Origin of the sequence: Mycobacterium sp., assembly GCF_004298145.1 — a bacterium.
Classification (GTDB): domain Bacteria; phylum Actinomycetota; class Actinomycetes; order Mycobacteriales; family Mycobacteriaceae; genus Mycobacterium.
In genome coordinates, this window is record NZ_SCRH01000034.1 from 1 (window position 1) to 18,785 (window position 18,785).

The window sequence follows — 18,785 nt, forward strand, 5'->3', positions numbered from 1 at the left end:
GATCTTGACCTGCTCGTCGGCGCGGCCCAGGTAGGCGAGTTGCCCGTCGGTACCCCAGCACACCAGGTCGCCGGTGCGATACATGCGCGATCCGGGCGCCCCGAACGGGCACGCCACGAAGCGCGACGCGGTCAACCCCGACCGGCCCACATATCCTGCGGTCACCCCGGACCCGGCGACATACAGCTCACCGACGACGCCCGTGGGCACGGGCCGCAACCATGCGTCGAGCACGAACAACGCCGCGCCCGGCACCGGGCTACCGATCGGCGGGGTCCCGGATCCCTTCGTCAGCGGCGCGCTGATCGCGACACACATGGTCGTCTCGGTCGGGCCGTAGGCGTTGACCATCACCCGCCCCGGCGCCCAGCGGTCCACCACCTCGGGTGGGCAGGCCTCACCCACCACCACCAGCGACACCGACTTCAGGCCCTCCGGCGAGAGCATCGCCACCGCCGACGGGGTCTGGGTCAACACGCTGACGTCTTCCGCGGCCAGCAAGGCGTGGAAGTCTTCCGGGGAACGCGCCACCGACTCGGGGACGACCACCAGCCGCCCGCCGCGCAGCAGCGCCCCGAAGATCTCCCACACCGAGACGTCGAAGGCGTACGAGTGGCTTTGCGTCCACACCCCCACCCGCGGCAGGCCCGCATCCAGCGACTCCAGCAGCTGGGTCACGTTGTGATGAGTGACCGCAACACCCTTGGGGACGCCGGTGGTTCCCGAGGTGTAGATGAGGTAGGCCACGCCCTCGGCCGCGGGCGCCGGCAACGGCGTGCTCGCGTGGGTGTGGATCTGTGGATCCTCGATATCGATGACCGTCAGGTCGCACCCGTCCAGCCGCGACCGCAGGCCCGCGGTGGTGATCGCGGCGACCGGCGCGGAATCCTCGAGGATGAATCTGATCCGGGTGCCCGGCGCCGCCGGGTCGAGCGGCAGGTAGGCCGCCCCGGTCTTGAGCACCGCCAAGATCGCCACGATCGCCTGCGCCGACCGCGAAAACAGCAGCGCCACAGACTGTCCCGGGCCCGCGCCCTGGCCGGCCAGCAGGTGCGCCAACCGGTTGGCGGCCTCGTCGAGTTCCCGGTACGTCAGCGACGTGCCGCCCCAGCTGATCGCCACCGCATCCGGGCGGTCTGCCGCCTGCGCGTCGAACATCGCGGGAATCGACGGCAGTGCGGCCGGCGGCCGGGCCAACGTCGGCCGGTTGCCGATCGCGTCCAGCCGGGCGCGTTCGGGCGCGTCGAGTAGGTCCACCGACGAGAGCGGCCGGGCCGGATCCGCGGTCATCGCGGTCAGCACCCGCTCGAGCCGTTCGCTCAGCGCCCCGATGGTTTGCGCATCGAACACGCCGGTGTCGTATTCGACCCGGAGGCCGAGTTCCTCGCCGGACAGGGCGGCTTGCATCGTCAACGGGTAGTGGTTGCGCTCGAACATGGTGACGCCGGTGATGCCCAGTTCGTGGTCGACGGCCATCGCCGAGGTGTCCAGCGGGTAGTTCTCGTAGGCGAACAGGGTGTCGAACAGCTTGTCCTGTCCGGTGATCCGGTGGATCTCGTTCAATGCCAGGTGCTGGTGATCGAGCGTGTCGGTGTGCGCGGTTTGCATCTGGGTGAGCAAGTCCGACGTGGTGGTGGCCGCCGTGATGCGCGCACGCACCGGCACGGTGTTGATCATGAGCCCCACCATCGAGTCGGCGCCGAGCACGTCGGCCGGCCTGCCCGAGACGGTGGTGCCGAAGGCGACGTCATGCTGGCCGGTCAGCCAGACCAGCAGCTGCGCCCACGCCGCCTGCAGCACGGTGCTGACGGTGGTGTGGCTAGCGCGGGCCAGCTCGCTGAGCGCCCGCGTGATCTGGGCGGAGACCGCGAACGATTCGACGCCGCGGGCGCCCGGCTCCGGCTTGTGCGGCGGCCCGACCAGCGTCGGGGTGTCGAAACCGGCGAGCACCGCGGCCCAGGCCGCGCGCGCGGCATCGAGATCGCGCTCGGCCAGCCAGGTCACGAACCTGCGATAGGGCGCGGCCGCGGGCAGCCGCTGCCCGGTGTAGCAAGCGAACGTCTCGTTCAGCAGGATCGGGACCGACCAGCCGTCGAGCACGATGTGATGAATGGTGAGCACCAGCCGGTGCCGGTCCTGCGCCGTGCGGACCAACACCGCCCGAACGGCCGGCTGGTCGGCCAGCTCGTAGACGGCGGCGCGTTCGGTCGCGCACAGCTGCCGGATCTGCTCGTCGGGCTCGGAGCCGTTCGCGGCGACCTCGAGGTAGCGCCAGGCCATCGCCGGGTCCGCCGGGATGATCTGCACCGGCTCGTCGAACCGGTCGCAGAACCGGGCGGCGAGGTGCGGGTGCCGGGTGACCACGGTGTGCATCGCGTCGCGCAGCCGGTGCCGGTCGATCGGACCGGCCAGGCTGAGGTCCAGCTGCACCACGTAGAGGTCGTCGTTCCCGCCCCGCGTGGTGTTGGTGTGGAAGAGCAGCCCCTCCTGCAACGGGGTCAGCGGCAGGATGTCGGCGATCCGGTGGTGCAGCTCGAGTTGGTCGATCTGCGGCTGGGTCAACCGGGCGGGCACGACATCCGACGGGGTGAACCCGCCGCCACCGTCGCGTACGTGCGCGCAGATACCGGCCAGGGCCTCGAACCACAGCCCGCTCAGCCGGGTCACCTGCTCGCGGTCCAGCGCCGAGGGCGCCCACGTCCAGTTGGCGTGCAGCTGGGGGCCGTCCTCGGTGTCCATGGTGCCGGCGTTGAGGTCCACGGTGTGCATCAGCGGCATGGGCACCGCGGTGCTGGTGGAGGTGCCCGCCGAGCCGTCGCGGCTGATCCGCCAGAGCTCGTCGGAGAGCTCGGCGGCCGCGCCGCCCAGCCGGCCCAGGTAGTTGAACCCGATCGTCGGGTCGGGGCCGTCCAGATCGACCTCGGCGTTGAGGTAGCGCAGCAGCCCGTAGGTCAACGGGTCGGGCAGGTCGCGCAGCTGCTCCTTGGCGTCCTTGATCAGCGCGCCCAGGACCGGCGCGCCGGCGACGACGTCCACCCAGGACAGCCCGCCGACGTTCAGGGCCACCGGGTACTTGGTGGTGAACCAGCCCACGGTGCGTGACAGGTCCACCCCGGCGGCCAGGTCCTCGTCGCGGCCGTGGCCCTCGACGTCGATGCCGATCGGCGCGCCGGCAGCAACCTTGGAACCTAGGAACTCCGCCCACGCCAGGGCGAACCCGACCAGCAAGATGTCGTTGACCCCGGCGTGGAATGCCGCGGGCGCCTCGCCGAGCAGCGTGCGGGTGGTCTCCGCGTTCAACGTGACCGACAGGTTCTCCGCGGTCTCGTAGGTGTCCAGCTCGGGGCGCACCGCCGGCAGCGCGGGCGGGGTCGCCGCGACCTGCCGCCAGGCATCGGCCTGCTCGACGACCGCCGGCGCCTGCGCGTGCTCGGCGAGCAGCGATGCCCACCGGGCGAACGACGTGCCGCCCGCGGGCAACGCCACCGGCTGCCCGTGGTGGTGCTGGCCCCACGCGATGTTGAGGTCCTCCAGCAAGACTCGCCAGGACACCCCGTCGACGGCCAGGTGGTGCACGATCAGCACCAGCTGGCCGGTGGAGGCCACCCATAGCGCGCTGAGCATCACCCCAGCGGCCGGGTTCAGCCGCGACCGCGCCTCGATGACCGCCGCGTCGGACAGCTCGTCCACCGAGAGCACCCGCTGGGCCGCGTCCACCGAACCCGGCTCGGGTACCTGAAGCGACCAATCGCCGGCATCGTCGTCGACGCGCAGCCGCAGCATGGCGTGGCGATCAAGCAAGGCCTGCAACACGGTCGTCACGTCCGCCTCGGTGACCCCGGCGGGCGCCTGTAGCACCATCGTCTGGTTGAACTGATCGACCGGACCGTCCACAGTGCGCAGCCAGCGGATGATCGGGGTGGCGGTGATCGCTCCCGTGCCCTCGTCGACCACGCCGGCGTCGCCGTCGGCGACGCCGGCGACCCGTGCCAGCCGGGCGACGGTCTGCTCGGTGAAGACGTCGCGCGTCCGCAACGCCAGGCCGGCGGCCCGCGCCCGGGTCACCACCTGCATCGAGGAAATGCTGTCCCCGCCCAGGTCGAAGAAGGAGTCGTCGACGCCGACCCGCTCGACGCCCAGGATCTGGGCGTAGATGCCGGCCAGGGTCTCCTCGACCGGGGTCTCCGGGGCGCGGTAACGATCGACGTCGGAGTATTCGGGCGCCGGCAGGGCCCGCACGTCGAGTTTGCCGTTGGGCGTCAGGGGCAGCGCGTCGAGCGCCACCACGGCCGCCGGAACCATGTAGGCCGGCAGGTGATCGCCCAGCCGGGCGCGGAGCTCGACCGGGTCCGCTCCCCCGGTGACGTAGCCGACGAGGCGCACGGCGGCGCCCTGGTCTTCGCGGGCGATGACGACGGCCTGGTCCACCCCGTCGAGCGCGGCCAGCGCCGAGCGCACCTCGCCGAGTTCGATGCGGTAGCCGCGGATCTTGACCTGGTCGTCAGCGCGGCCGAGGTAGCGCAGCTGCCCGTCGGCGCCCCAGCGGACCAGGTCGCCGGTGCGATACATGCGCGATCCGGGCGCCCCGAACGGGCAGGCGACGAAGCGCGACGCGGTCAGCCCGGACCGCCGCCAGTAGCCGCAGGCCACACCGGCGCCGGCCACATACAACTCGCCGACGACTCCGTGCGGCACCGGCCGCAGGGAGTCGTCCAGCACGAACAGCCCCGCGCCGGGCACCGGGGATCCGATCGGCACCACGCCCGGCGACCCCGCCTCCAGTGGTGCGCTGATCGCCGCGTAGACCGTCGCCTCGGTGGGGCCGTAGGCGTTGATCATCGCCCGGCCCGGCGCCCACCGGTCCACCAGCTCCGTCGGGCAGGCCTCACCGGCGACCACCAACGCGGCCGACTCCAGACCCTCGGGCGACAGCACGTCCGCCGCCGACGGGGTTTGACTGATCACGCTGACCCCTTCGGCGACCAGCAACGCGTGGAAGTCCTGCGGGGATCGCACCACCGAGTCGGGGATGACCACGAGCCGCCCGCCGTGCAGCAGCGCGCCGAAGACCTCCCAGACCGAGACGTCGAAGGCCAGCGAGTGCCACTGCGACCACACGCCCGTCCGCGGCAGACCCGAGTCCCCGGCCGCCAGCAGCTGGGTCACGTTACGGTGGTTCACCGCAACGCCTTTGGGCACACCGGTGGTGCCCGAGGTGTAGATCAAGTACGCGATGTCGTCGGGGCTCGGTGTCGGCAATGCCCTGGCCGGCCGGGTATCGGGGGCGGGGTCGTTCACGTCGATGACGACGACGTGATGCCCGTGCAGGCGCTCGGCAAGCTCAGCGGTGCTGATCGCGGCCATCGGCGCGGCGTCGGAGAGCATGAACCCGATCCGCTCGGCCGGCAGGCCCGGGTCGATCGGCAGGTACGCGGCGCCGGCCTTGAGGACCGCCAAGATCGCCACGATCGCGTCGGCCGACCGCCCGAACAGCAGCGCCACCCGCTCGCCGCGACCCACGCCGAAGCCGGCCAGCCGGTGCGCCAAGCGGTTTGCTGCCTCGTCGAGTTCGCGGTAGGTCCACGAACGGTCTTCATAGCTCAGCGCCACCGCGTCCGGGGTGCGTGCCGCCTGCTCGGCGAACAACTCCGGAACCGACGCGTCCGTGGTCACGGACGGGCTGGGTGCGGTCAGCGCCGCGCGGTTGCCGAGCACGTCCAGTCGAGCGTGCTCACGGGCGTCGAGCAGATCCACCGACGACACCGGGCGGGTGGGATCGGCCGTCATCGCCGTCAGGACGCGCTCCAACCGCTCGATCAGCGCCCGGATGCTGTCCGCGTCGAACACGTCGGTGCGGAACTCCACCCGCCCGCCGATCCCGGCGGGCTCGTCGCCCTCGGTCCAGCGTTCGGCCAGCGAGAACACCAGGTCCATGCGGGCCACCTGGGTGTCCAACGGGATCGGCGTCACCCGCACGTCGCCCAGGGCCAGCCCGGCCCCGGGGTCGCCGTCCTGGCCGACGAAGTTCTGCCAGGCCAGCATCACCTGCACCAGCGGGTGATGCGTCAGGCTTCGGGTCGGGTTGACTCGCTCCACCAGCACCTCGAAGGGCACGTCCTGGTGCTCGAAAGCCTCGAGGCTGCGGGTGCGCACCCGGGCCAGCAGCTCGGTGAAGCTGGGATCCCCGGCCACATCGACCCGCAGCACCAGGGTGTTGACGAAGAAGCCCACCAGCTCGTCGAGCGCGGGGTCGCGCCGCCCGGCGATCGGGAAACCCACCGCGACGTCGGTGCTGGCGCTGATCTTCGACAGCAGCACCGCCAGGGCGGCCTGCACCACCATGAAGCTGGTGGAGTTGTACTCGCGGGCCAGACCCGCAACCTGCTGCTGCAGGTCGGCCGGCCAGTCCACCTCGACGGCGGCGCCGCGCTGATCGGCGATCTGCGGGTAGGGCCGGTCGGTGGGCAGCTGCAGCCGCTCCGGCATGCCGGTGAGCGCGTCCTGCCAGTAGGCGAGCTGCGCGGCGATGCGGCTGTGACTGTCGGCGAGCTCGCCGAACTGGTCCCGCTGCCACAGCGTGTAGTCGACGTATTGCACCGGTAGCGGATCCCAATCCGGGGCCTGCCCGGCGCTGCGGGTCGCGTACGCCATCCCCAGGTCGCGCACCAGCGGCCGCAACGACCAGCCGTCCGCGGCGATGTGGTGCACCACGGCCACCAGCACGTGTTCGTCCTCGCCGACGTGGAAAAGCGAAGCGCGCAACGGGATTTGGGTCGCCAGATCGAAGGTCTCGGCGGCCGCGATGTCGACGGCCTCGCGCAGCCGGCTGGCCGACCACCTGCGCGCATCGACGGTCCGCCAGCTGAAATCGGCCCGCTCGGCCGGGATCACCACCTGCTGGGGTGCTCCCTGCGGCGCGGTGAACACCGTCCGCAGGCTCTCGTGACGGGCCACCACATCGGCCAGCGCCGCGCCGAGCGCCTGGGCGTCCAGCCGCCCGTGCATCCGCAGCGCCGCGGCCATGTTGTAGACCGGGGACGGTCCTTGCAGCTGGTCGAGGAACCACAGCCGGCTCTGGGCGAAGGACAGCGGCACCACCGCCGGCCGCACGCCCGCCATCAGCGGGTCCAGGCCGCCCGTGTCCTCACCGATGCGCGGCGCCAACTGGGCCACCGTGGGCGCCTCAAAGATGACGCGCACCGGAACGCCGACATCCATGGCGCTGTTGATCGCCGCGATGACGCGCATCGCCGAGATGCTGTCGCCGCCGAGGTCGAAGAAGGAGTCGTCCACCCCGACCCGCTCGACGCCGAGCACATGGGCGTAGATGCCGGCCAGGATCTCCTCAGTGGGGGTGGTCGGCGAGCGATATCCGGCGGCAGAGAATTCCGGCGCCGGCAGGGCGCGGATGTCGAGCTTGCCGTTGAGGGTCATCGGGAGCGCGTCGAGCACCACCACCGCCACCGGGACCATGTATCCGGGCAGCCGCTCGGCCAGCTGCGCGCGGGCCTCGGCGGGATCCGCCGCGCCGGTGATGTAGCCGACGAGGCGCTTGTCGCCCGGCCGGTCCTCGCGGGCGATGACGACCGCCTGGTCGACGCCGTCCAGCGCGGCCAGGGCCGAGCGCACCTCGCCGACCTCGATGCGGTAGCCGCGGATCTTGACCTGCTCGTCGGCGCGGCCCAGGTACTGCAGCTGTCCGTCGGGACCCCAGCACACCAGGTCCCCGCTGCGATACATGCGCGATCCGGGCTCACCGAAGGGGCAGGGCACGAATCGTGTCGCCGTCAGCCCGGCGCGGCGCACGTACCCGTAGCCCACCCCGCGGCCCGCCACGTACAGCTCGCCGACCACCCCGGCCGGTACCGGGCGCAGCCAGCCGTCGAGCACGAACAACGCGGCCCCGGGGACCGCCGACCCGATCGGTGGGGCCCCCGAACCCGCCGCTAACGGCGTGCTCATCGACGAGAAGATGGTGGCTTCGGTCGGGCCGTAGACGTTGACCATCGTCCGGCCGGGTGCCCACCGGTCGACCAGCTCGGGCGGGCAGGGCTCCGCACCGATCACCAGCGCCGCGGAATCCAACCCCTGCGGCGACAGCATCCGCACCGCCGACGGGGTTTGGCTCAACACGGTGACCTTCTCCGCGACCAGCAAGGCGTGGAACTCCATGGGTGAGCGGGCCACCGAATCGGGCACCACGACGAGCCGCCCGCCGTGCAGCAGCGCACCCCAGATCTCCCACACCGAGAAGTCGAAGGCATGCGAATGGAACTGGGTCCACACCTGGTCCGCCGACATCTGAACGCCGACGGCCTCGGCATCGAACAGCCGGGTCACGTTGCGGTGGCTGACCGCCACCCCCTTGGGCACACCGGTGGTACCGGACGTGTAGATGATGTGCGCCACGTGCTCGGGGGCCGGCGCCGGTAGCGCCGTGTCGGGTTGCCTGGCCACGGCGCGGTCGTGGATGTCGAGGACGAGCAGGTCGTGCGCGTCCAGCTTGTCCGCCAGCGCCGCCACGGTGATCGCGGCCATCGGCGCGGTGTCGGCGAGCATGAACTCGATGCGCGCCGACGGCAGCGCCGGGTCGATCGGCAGGTAGGCCGCGCCGGTTTTCAGCACCGCCAGGATGGCGACGATCGCGTCGGTTGACTTTCCGAGCAGCAGCGCCACGGACTCACCCGGACCCACCCCTCGGTCAATCATCAAGTGCGCCAACCGGTTCGACTGCTCATCGAGCTCGCGGTAGGTGGTGGACCGATCCTCGAAGGTCACCGCCGGCGCGTGCGGGGTGCGTGCCGCCTGCGCGGTGAACAACGCCGGAATCGACATTGGCGTCTCGGGGCGGGTCAGTGTCGCCCGGTCGCCCCATCCGTCCAGCCGCTCGTGTTCCGCGGCGTCGAGCACATCGATCGATGACAACGGCCGCGCCGGGTCGGTGGTCATGGCGACCAGCAACCGCTGCATCCGTTCGATCAGCGTCGCGATGTATGCCGCGTCGAAAACGTCCGTGTCGTATTCGACCTGTAAACGCATTTCGTGCCCGGGCTGCGCCTGCATCGTCAGCGGGTAGTGGGTGGATTCCCGGCTGATGATGTCGCTGACGGCCAGCTCCTGGTCGCTCGACAGCGCGCTGGCGTCGACCGGATAGTTCTCGTACACGAACAGGGTGTCGAACAGTTGGTCCTGTCCGGCGATCCGGTGGATCTCGTTGAGCGCCAGGTGCTGGTGGTCGAGCGTGTGGTTGTAAGCGCCTTGCAGTTGCTCGAGCAGATCGGCGGTGGTGGTGGTCGCGGTGATGTTCGCCCGCGCCGGCACCGTGTTGATCAGCAGGCCCACCATCGTTTCAGCACCGCTGACCTCGGCGGGCCGGCCCGAAACGGTGGTGCCGAAAACGACATCACGTTGGCCGGTCAAGCCGCACAGCAGCTGCGCGAAGGCGGCCTGCAGCACCGTGTTGACGGTGACGTGGCACGACCGGGCCAGGTCGGTGATGGCCTGGGTGAGGACGGGCGGCAGGGCGAACAACTCGACGCCTTGCTGCCCGAGCTGGACCCGGTCCTGCGGGCCGACCAGGGTCGGGGTGTCAAAGCCGGCGAACACCTTGGCCCAGGCGGCGCGGGCGGCATCGAGGTCTCGCTCGGACAACCAGCTGACGAAGTTGCGGTAGGGCGCCGTCGCCGGTAGCCGCTGGCCGTAATAGCTGGCGAACATCTCCCCGAGCAGGATCGGCACCGACCAGCCGTCGAGCACGATGTGGTGGTTGGTCAGCACCAGCCGATGCCGCTCGGCCGCGGTGCGGATGAGCGCCACCCGGAACGCGGGATCCTCGGTGAGGTCGCCGCAGACCGCCACGCGCTCGGCGGCGCACAGCCGCTCGACATGCTCGTCGACGTCGGGGTCTCCGTCGAGCTCGATGTACTGCCAGGACGCCTCCGGGTCAGTCGGGATGACCTGGATCGGCTCGTCATACCGGTCGCAGAATCGGGCCACCAAATTCGGGTGCCGGGCGATCACCGTGTGCACCGCATCGCGCAGGCGGTGGGGGTCGAGCGGGCCGGTGACGCTGATGTCCAGCTGTCCCGCATAAAGATCGGCGCTGCCCTGCGCGGTATTGGCGTGGAAGAGCAGCCCCTGCTGGACCGGGGTCAGGGGGAGCACATCGGCAATATTGTGTTGCCGCGCAAGCTGATCGATCTGTCGTTGGCTGAGCCGGGCGGGCGCAATGTCCGACGGCGTCAAGCCGCCCCCACCCGATCGCACGTGAGCACAGATGCCGGCCAGCGCGTCCAACCACAACCCGCTCAGCCGGGTGATTTGCCCATCATCGAGTGCCGACGGCGCCCAGGTCCAGTTGGCGTGCAGTCGCGGGCCGGCCTCGGAGTCGAGGGTGACCGCGTTCAGCTCGAGGGTGTGCAGCAACGGCATGGATATCGACGCAGCCGCGCGGGTGACCGACCAGCCGTCCTGCACGGGCCGCCACATGTCGGCGGTGAGCTCGGCCGCACCGCCCTGGCGTCCCAGATAGTTGAACCCGATCGGCGGATCGGAGTTGTCCAGGTCGGCTCCGGTGTTCAGGTAGCGCAGCAGCCCGTAGGTCAGTGGATCCGGGAGCACACGAAGCTGCTCCTTGGCGTCTTTGAGGACCGCGCCCAGCGAGTCCCCGCCGGCGACTACCTGCGCCCAGGGGACGCCACCCACCGATAGCGCCACCGGGTACTTGGCGGTGAACCATCCCACGGTGTGGGACAGGTCGACGTCGCGACCCACCTCCTCTTGGCGCCCATGGCCTTCGACGTCGATGCCGATCGCGCCGCGGCTGCCGGAGAACTCCGCACATGCCAACCCGAACGCGATCAGCAGAATGTCTTGCACCCCGGTATGGAACGCCGCCGGCACGTCACCGAGCAGCATGCTGGTGATCTCGGTATCCAGCTCCACGGAGCGGTGTCCGGCCGTGGCGAAGGTGTCCACCTCGGGGCGCACCGCGGGCAATGCCGCAGGGGTTGCCGCCACCTGCTTCCAGGTGCCGGCGTGGTTCGCAACGTCCGGGTGGTAGGCATGCTCGGACAGCAGCGACGACCACCGGGCAAACGAGGTGCCCACTACGGGCAACGCCACCGGCTGCCCGTAGTGATGCTGAGCCCAGGCGATATTCAAGTCCTGCAACAGAACTCGCCAAGACACACCGTCGATGGCCAGGTGGTGAACGATCACCACGAGTTGGTCGACGGCTCTTGACCACACCGCGCTGAGCATCACGCCGCCCGCCGGGTTCAACCGCGACCGCGCCTCGGCGACCGCCGCATCGGACAGCTCGTCCACCTCGTGCAGACACGCGCGGGCATCCACCGAGCCCGACTCGGGAACGGTCAAGGACCAGCCGCCGGAGCCGTCGCGGTCGACGCGCAGCCGCAGCATGGCGTGGCGATCCAGCAGGGCCTGCAACACCGTCACAACGTCGGCCTCGGTGACCCCGACGGGCGCCTGCACCAGCATGGTCTGGTTGAACTGATCGACTTGGCCGCCAGCCCTTTCCACGTCTTCCAGCCAACGGATGATCGGGGTGGATACCACCGGCCCGAGGCCCTCATCAGCCACGCCGGATTCGGCGCCGACGACGTCGGCCGCCCGGGCCAGCCGGGCCACGGTCTGCTCGGTGAAGATGTCGCGCGTCTTGCACACCAGGCCTGCGGCACGCGCCTGGGTCACCACCTGCATCGACGAGATGCTGTCACCGCCGAGATCGAAGAAGGAGTCATCGACGCCGACGCGTTCGACGCCGAGGACCTGGGCGTAGATGCCGGCCAGGATCTCCTCGACCGCGTTGCTCGGGGCGCGGTAGTCACCGGTGGTGTACTCGGGCGCCGGAAGAGCGCGGGTGTCGAGTTTGCCGTTGGCGGTCAACGGCAGCGCGTCTAATACCGTCACCGCCGTCGGCACCATGTAAGCCGGCAACCGCTCGGCCAGCTCGGCGCGCAAGTCATCGGATTTTGCGGTGCCGGTAATGTAGCCGACCAGGCGCTTGTCCCCGGGGCGGTCTTCGCGGACGATCACCACGGCATGGTCGACGCCGTCAAGACCGGCCAGCGCCGACTGGATTTCGCCGAGTTCGATGCGGTACCCGCGGATTTTCACCTGCTCATCGGCCCGCCCGACATACTGCAACTGCCCATCGGCACCCCAGCGCACCAAGTCCCCGGTGCGATACATGCGCGCTCCGGGCGCCCCGAACGGACACGCCACAAACCGCGACGCCGTCAAACCAGCGCGGCGCAGATACCCACACGCGACGCCGCGACCCGCCAGATACAACTCACCGACCACCCCGGCCGCTACCGGCCGCAGCCATCCGTCCAGCACAAACATCGCCACACCCGCGATCGGGGACCCGATCGGCACCACCCCCGACCCGGGCACCAACGGCGAACTCATCGACGCGCATACCGTGTTCTCCGTCGGCCCGTAGGCATCGATCAGCACCCGGCCCGACGCCGCCCACCGGTCCACCACGTCAGCCGGGCAGGCCTCACCGGCCACCACCAGTGCGGTCGCCTCCAACCCCTGCGCCGGCAACATCGCCACCGATGACGGGGTCTGGGTCAGCACGCTGACCTTTTCCGCGACCAGCAACGCGTGAAAGTCCTCCGGGGAAGCAGCTACCGACTCGGGCACCACGACCAGCCGCCGACCCCGCAACAGCGCACCGAAGATCTCCCACACCGAAAAGTCGAACGCCGAGGAATGACACTGCGTCCATACCCGCCCCGGCGGCAGCGCTTCATCGAGTGACGCGACCAGCCATGTGACGTTGTATTGGGGAATGGCAACCCCTTTGGGCGTGCCGGTCGTCCCGGACGTGTAGATGACGTAAGCGATGTTCTCTGCAGCCGGCTCCGGTAACGCCGCGCTCGATTGAGCCTGTACGGCGGAGTCATGGACATCCACCACCGGCAGTCCGGCCCCATCCAGCCGCGACCGCAGGTCCGCTGTAGTGATGACCGCGCTCGGTGCGGCATCGTCGAGCACAAACTCCATCCGCGCCGCCGAGTGCGCGGGATCAACCGGCACATACGCTGCCCCGGTTTTCAGCACTCCCAGCATCGCCACAATCGCCTCAGCACACCGGGGAAACAGCAGTACCACACACTGCCCCGGACCCACACCCGCACCAACCAGCAAGTGCGCCAACCGGTTCGACGCATCGTCGAGCTCACGGTAGGTCATCGAATGGCCGTCGCACACCAGCGCCGCGGCGTCCGGGGCGCGCGCCACCTGATCGGCGAACAGCGCCGGGATCGAGGCCGTCTCGGTTACCGGTCCGGTCAGTGCGGCGCGGTTGCCGAAGTCGTCCAGCCGGGCGTGTTCGGCCTCATCGAGCAGGTCCACCGCCGACAACGTTTGGGCGGGATCGGCGGTCATCGCGAGCAGCACCCGCTGCAACCGCCCGATCAGCGCCTGGATGCTGTCCGCGTCGAAGACGTCGGTGCGGAATTCCACGGTCCCGCCGATGCCGGCGGGATCCCCGGCTTCGCTCCAGCGTTCGCCCAGTGAGAAGGTCAGATCCATCCGTGCGGTGTGGGTGTCCACCGGGATCGGTGTGACCGCGACATCACCCAGGGACAGCCCGGCCGCAGGGCCGGTGTCGTGCCCGACGAAGTTCTCCCATGCCAGCATCACCTGGACCAGCGGGTGATGGGTCAGGCTCCGAGCGGGGTTGAGCCGCTCCACCAGCACCTCAAACGGCACGTCCTGATGCTCGTAGGCGGCCAGGCTGCGCTGGCGCACCTGGGACAGCACCTCGGCGAAGGTCGGATCACCCGTCACATCGACCCGCAGCACCACGGTGTTGACGAAGAAGCCCACCAGCTCGTCGAGCGCGGGGTCACGCCGGCCGGCGATCGGGAAGCCCACCGCCACATCGGGATTGGCGCTGATCTTGGACAGCAGCACCGCCAAGGCCGTCTGCATCACCATGAAGTTGGTGGAATTGTGTTGGCGGGCCAGGGCGGCGACTCGCTGTTGCAGCTCGGTTGGCCAGTCAACTTCCACCAGCGCGCCACGCTGATCGGCCACCAGCGGATAGGGTCGGTCGGTGGGCAGCTGCACCCGCTCGGGCATCCCGCTCAGGGCGTCTTCCCAATAGGTCAGCTGAGCGGCGATGGCGCTGCTGGGATCGTCGAGATCGCCGAACTGCGCGCGTTGCCACAGGGTGTAATCGATGTACTGCACCGACAACGGCGGCCAGTCGGGGCCGCGTCCGGCGACCCTACTCACATACGCCATCCCGAGGTCACGCACCAACGGCGTGATGGACATGCCGTCGGCCGCGATGTGGTGCACCACGGCCGCCAGCACATGCTGATCGTCGCGGACCCGGAAAAGCTCCGCCCGCAACGGTATTTGGGATGATAGGTCGAAGGTGTACCGGGCGGTGGCGCCGATCGCCTCGTCCAGCTGGTCTGCCGACCAGCTGCTGGCGTCGACAACCTCCCACCCGAAATCCGCCTTGCGGAAGGGGATTACCACCTGCTGCGGCACTCCCTCGGGTGCGACGAACACCGTCCGCAAGCTCTCGTGGCGGGCGACGACATCGCCGAGCGCTTCGCCCAGCGCCTCCGCATCAAGTCGCCCGTCCAGGCGCAACGCGGCCGCCATGTTGTAAACCGGTGAGGATCCTTGCAATTGGTCGAGGAACCACAGCCGGTTCTGCGCGAACGACAACGGAACCACCGCGGGCCGCTCAGCGGCCGTCAACGGCTCCAGCCCGCTGCCGCCCTCACCGATCCGGGGCGCCAGCTGGGCAATGGTGGGCGCCTCGAACACGACGCGCACCGCAATGCCGGTGTCCAGGCCGGCGTTGATCGCGGCGATCAGGCGCATCGCGGAAATGCTGTCGCCGCCGAGATCGAAGAAGGAGTCGTCGACCCCGACCCGCTCGACGCCGAGGACCTGGGCGTAGATGCCGGCCAGGATCTCCTCGGTGGGTGTTTCCGGGGCGCGGTACTCACCGGAAGCGTATTCGGGTGCCGGCAGGGCGCGGGTGTCGAGTTTGCCGTTGGGCGTCAGCGGCAGTGCGTCGAGCGTCAGCAGCGCGGCCGGCACCATGTAGGCGGGCAGCCGTTCGGCCAGATCGGCACGCACCCGGGCCGAGTCGGCGCTGCCGGTGATGTAACCGACGAGTCGCTTGTCACCGGGCCGGTCTTCACGCGCGACGACGACGGCCTGCTCGACGCCGTCGAATCCGGCCAGGGCGGACTGGATCTCGCCGAGTTCGATGCGGTAGCCGCGGATCTTGACCTGCTCGTCGGCGCGGCCGAAGTATTGCAGTTGCCCGTCGCCGGCCCAGCGAACCAGGTCGCCGGTGCGGTACATCCGGGTTCCGGCTCCGCCGAACGGACAGGCGACGAACCGTGAGGCGGTCAGCTCGGGCCGACCGACATAGCCTGCGGCCACACCGGATCCGGCGACGTACAGCTCACCGACCACACCGGGGGGAACCGGCCGCAACGATTCGTCGAGCACGAACAACGCCGCCCCCGGGACCGGGGAGCCGATGGGAACCGATGCCACTGCGGCCCGTAGCGGCGCGCTGATGGTCACGCACATCGTGGTCTCGGTCGGGCCGTAGGCGTTGACCATCACGCGTCCGGGCGCCCACTGGTCCACCACCTCGGGCGGGCAGGCCTCACCGGCCATCACCAGCGACACCGACTCCAGCCCCTCCGGCGAGAGCATCGCCACCGCCGAGGGGGTCTGGGTCAACACGCTGACTTCCGCGGCGACCAGGACGTCGTGCAGGTCTTGCGGTGAGCGCGTCACCGACTCGGGGACGACCACCAGCCGCCCGCCGCGCAGCAGCGCCCCGAATATCTCCCACACCGACACGTCGAACGCCAGCGAATGGCATTGTGACCACACGCCCGTGGACGGCAGGCCGGCATCCAGCGATCCCAGCAGCCGGGTCACGTTGCGGTGAGTAATGGCAACACCTTTGGGGGTGCCGGTGGTACCCGAGGTGTAGATCAGGTAGGCAACGCCCTCCGCACTCGGCATCGGCAGGGCCGTATTGGGCAAGGTGTCGATGCGGGAATCGTTGACGTCGATGACCGTCACGCCGTGGCCGTCGAACCGCTCAGCCAGATCCGCGGTGCTCACCGCGGCAACCGGCTTGGCATCGCCGAGCATGAACTCGACCCGTGAATTCGGCGACGACGGATCGATCGGCAGATAGGCCGCCCCGGTCTTGAGCACCGCCAGGATCGCCGCCACCGCCTCAGCGGACCGCGAAAACAGCAGCGCCACGGTCTGTCCCGGGCCCGCGCCCTCAGCCGCCAGGCGATGCGCCAGCCGGTTGGACACCTCATCCAGCTCCCGGTACGTCACCGACAGGCCCTCGCACACCAGCGCCACGGCCTCCGGCGCCCGGGCCACCTGCGTGGCGAACAGCTCGGGCACCGATACGGGCGTGCCCGCCTGCCCGGTCAAAACCGCGTGGTTGCCAAGCTCTTCCAGGCGGGCGTGCTCGGCCTCGTCGAGCAGGTCGATCGACGACAACACGTGCGCGGGATCGGCGGTCATCGCCGTCAACACCCGCTGCAACCGCCCGATCAGCATCTCGATGGTGGCCGCGTCGAACACGTCGGTACGGAATTCCACCCGCCCGCCGATGCCGGCGGCCTCACCGGCCGCGTCCCAGCGCTCCGCGAGTGAGAACACCAGATCCATGCGGGCTGACTGGTCCTCCACCGGCACGGAGGTGACCTCCAGGTCGCCCAACGCCAAACCCGAGGCCGGGTCGTCGTGCCCGGTGAAGTTCTGCCAGGCCAGCATCACCTGGACCAGCGGGTGATGCGTCAGGTTTCGCGTCGGGTTGAGCCGCTCGACCAGCACCTCGAAAGGCACATCTTGATGTTCGAAGGCCTCCAGACTGCTGGTCTGAACCCGGCCCAACAGTTCGGCGAAGCTGGGGTCGCCGGCCAGGTCTACCCGCAGCACCAGGGTGTTGACGAAAAAGCCGACCAGCTGATCGAGTGCGGGATCGCGCCGCCCGGCGATCGGGAAGCCCACCGCCACATCGGAACTCGCGCCGATCTTCGACAGCAGCACCGCCAGGGCGGCCTGCACGACCATAAAGCTGGTCGCGTTGTGCTCGCCGGCCACTCGGCGGACTTGCTGCTGCAATTCGGCCGGCCAGTCCACCACCACACTGTCACCGCGCTGATCGGCCACCGGCGGGTAGGGCCGATCGGTGGGCAGCTGCAGCCGCTCCGGCATCCCGGCCAGCGCGTGCTCCCAGTAGGCCAGCTGAGTGCCGATGCGGCTGTCCGGATCGCCGAGATCACCGAATTGGGCGCGCTGCCATAGCGTGTAATCGATGTACTGCACCGACAATTCGGCCCATCCGGGGGCCTGCCCCGCGCACCGGCTGGTATAGGCCCGACTCAGATCGGCACCCAGCGGCGTGAGCGACAAGCCATCGGCGGCGATGTGATGCACCACGATCACCAGTAGGTGCTCGTCCTCGGCGACCGCGAAAAGCCGTGCGTGCATCGGAATTTCGGTCGCCAAGTCAAACGTGTAGCGCGTCGCCGCCTTGACGGCTTCGTCCAGTTGGCCTGCCGACCATTCGGTGGCATCGACGACGTCCCAGCCGAATCCGGCGCGCTCGACCGGAACGACCACCTGTTGCGGGGTGCCCTCGTGTGCCGGGAAGAGTGTGCGCAGGCTCTCGTGGCGGCTCACGACGTCCGCCAGCGCCACGCCGAGGGCGTCGGTATCGAGCCGGCCGCGCAGCCGCAACGCGGCCGCCATGTTGTAAAGCGGTGAGGGTCCCTGGAATTGGTCGATGAACCACAATCGGTTCTGCGCGAACGACAACGGGACGACCGCCGGCCGCTCACCGCCGACCAGCGGTTCCAGCCGGCCCGCGCTCTCCGCGATGCGGGGCGCCAGCTGGGCGACCGTGGGCGCCTCGAAGACGACGCGCACCGCGAGGTCGGTCTCCAGTGCGGAGTTGATCGCGGTGATCAGACGCATCGTGGACAGTGAATCGCCACCGAGGTCGAAGAACGAATCGTCGACACCGATGCGCTCGACGCCCAGGACTTCGGCGTAGATGCCGGCGAGGATCTCCTCGACGGCGGTGCTCGGGGCGCGGTAGTTGTCGGCGTTGCGATAGTCGGGGGCGGGCAGGGCGCGGGTGTCGAGCTTGCCGTTGACCGTCATCGGCAGCGAATCCAGCACCACCACCGCGGCTGGGACCATGTAGGCGGGCAGCCGCTCGGCCACCGCGGCGCGCGCCCTGGCCGGCTCTGCCGACCCGGTGACATATCCCACCAGACGCTTGTCGCCGGGCCGGTCCTCGCGGGCGACGACGACCGCCTGTTCGACCCCGTCGAGCGCGGACAGGGCGGCCTGGATTTCGCCGAGTTCGATGCGGTAGCCGCGAACCTTGACCTGCTCGTCGGCGCGGCCCAGGTAGCGCAGCTGGCCGTCGGGGCCCCAGCACACCAGGTCGCCGGTGCGATACATGCGGGTTCCGGGCGCACCGAACGGACAGGCCATGAACCTCGACGCGGTCAGCCCCGGCCGGCGCCAATACCCGACACCGACGCCCTCACCGGTCAGATACAGTTCCCCCACGACCCCGGCGGGCACCGGGCGCAACCACTCGTCGAGCACGAAGAACGCCGCCCGCGTCACCGGTGAGCCGATCGGCGGGAACCCCGAACCGGCCCCCAGCGGTGCGCTCTTGCAGGCCCACATCGTGGTCTCGGTCG

1 protein-coding gene is annotated in these 18,785 nt (G+C 69.8%); it reads right to left on the reverse strand.

From position 1 onward, the window contains the following. Positions 1 to 18,785, reverse strand: an 18,785-nt coding sequence (locus EPN51_RS13405) for a non-ribosomal peptide synthase/polyketide synthase (protein WP_293043273.1), incomplete at both ends; no start/stop codon positions are given.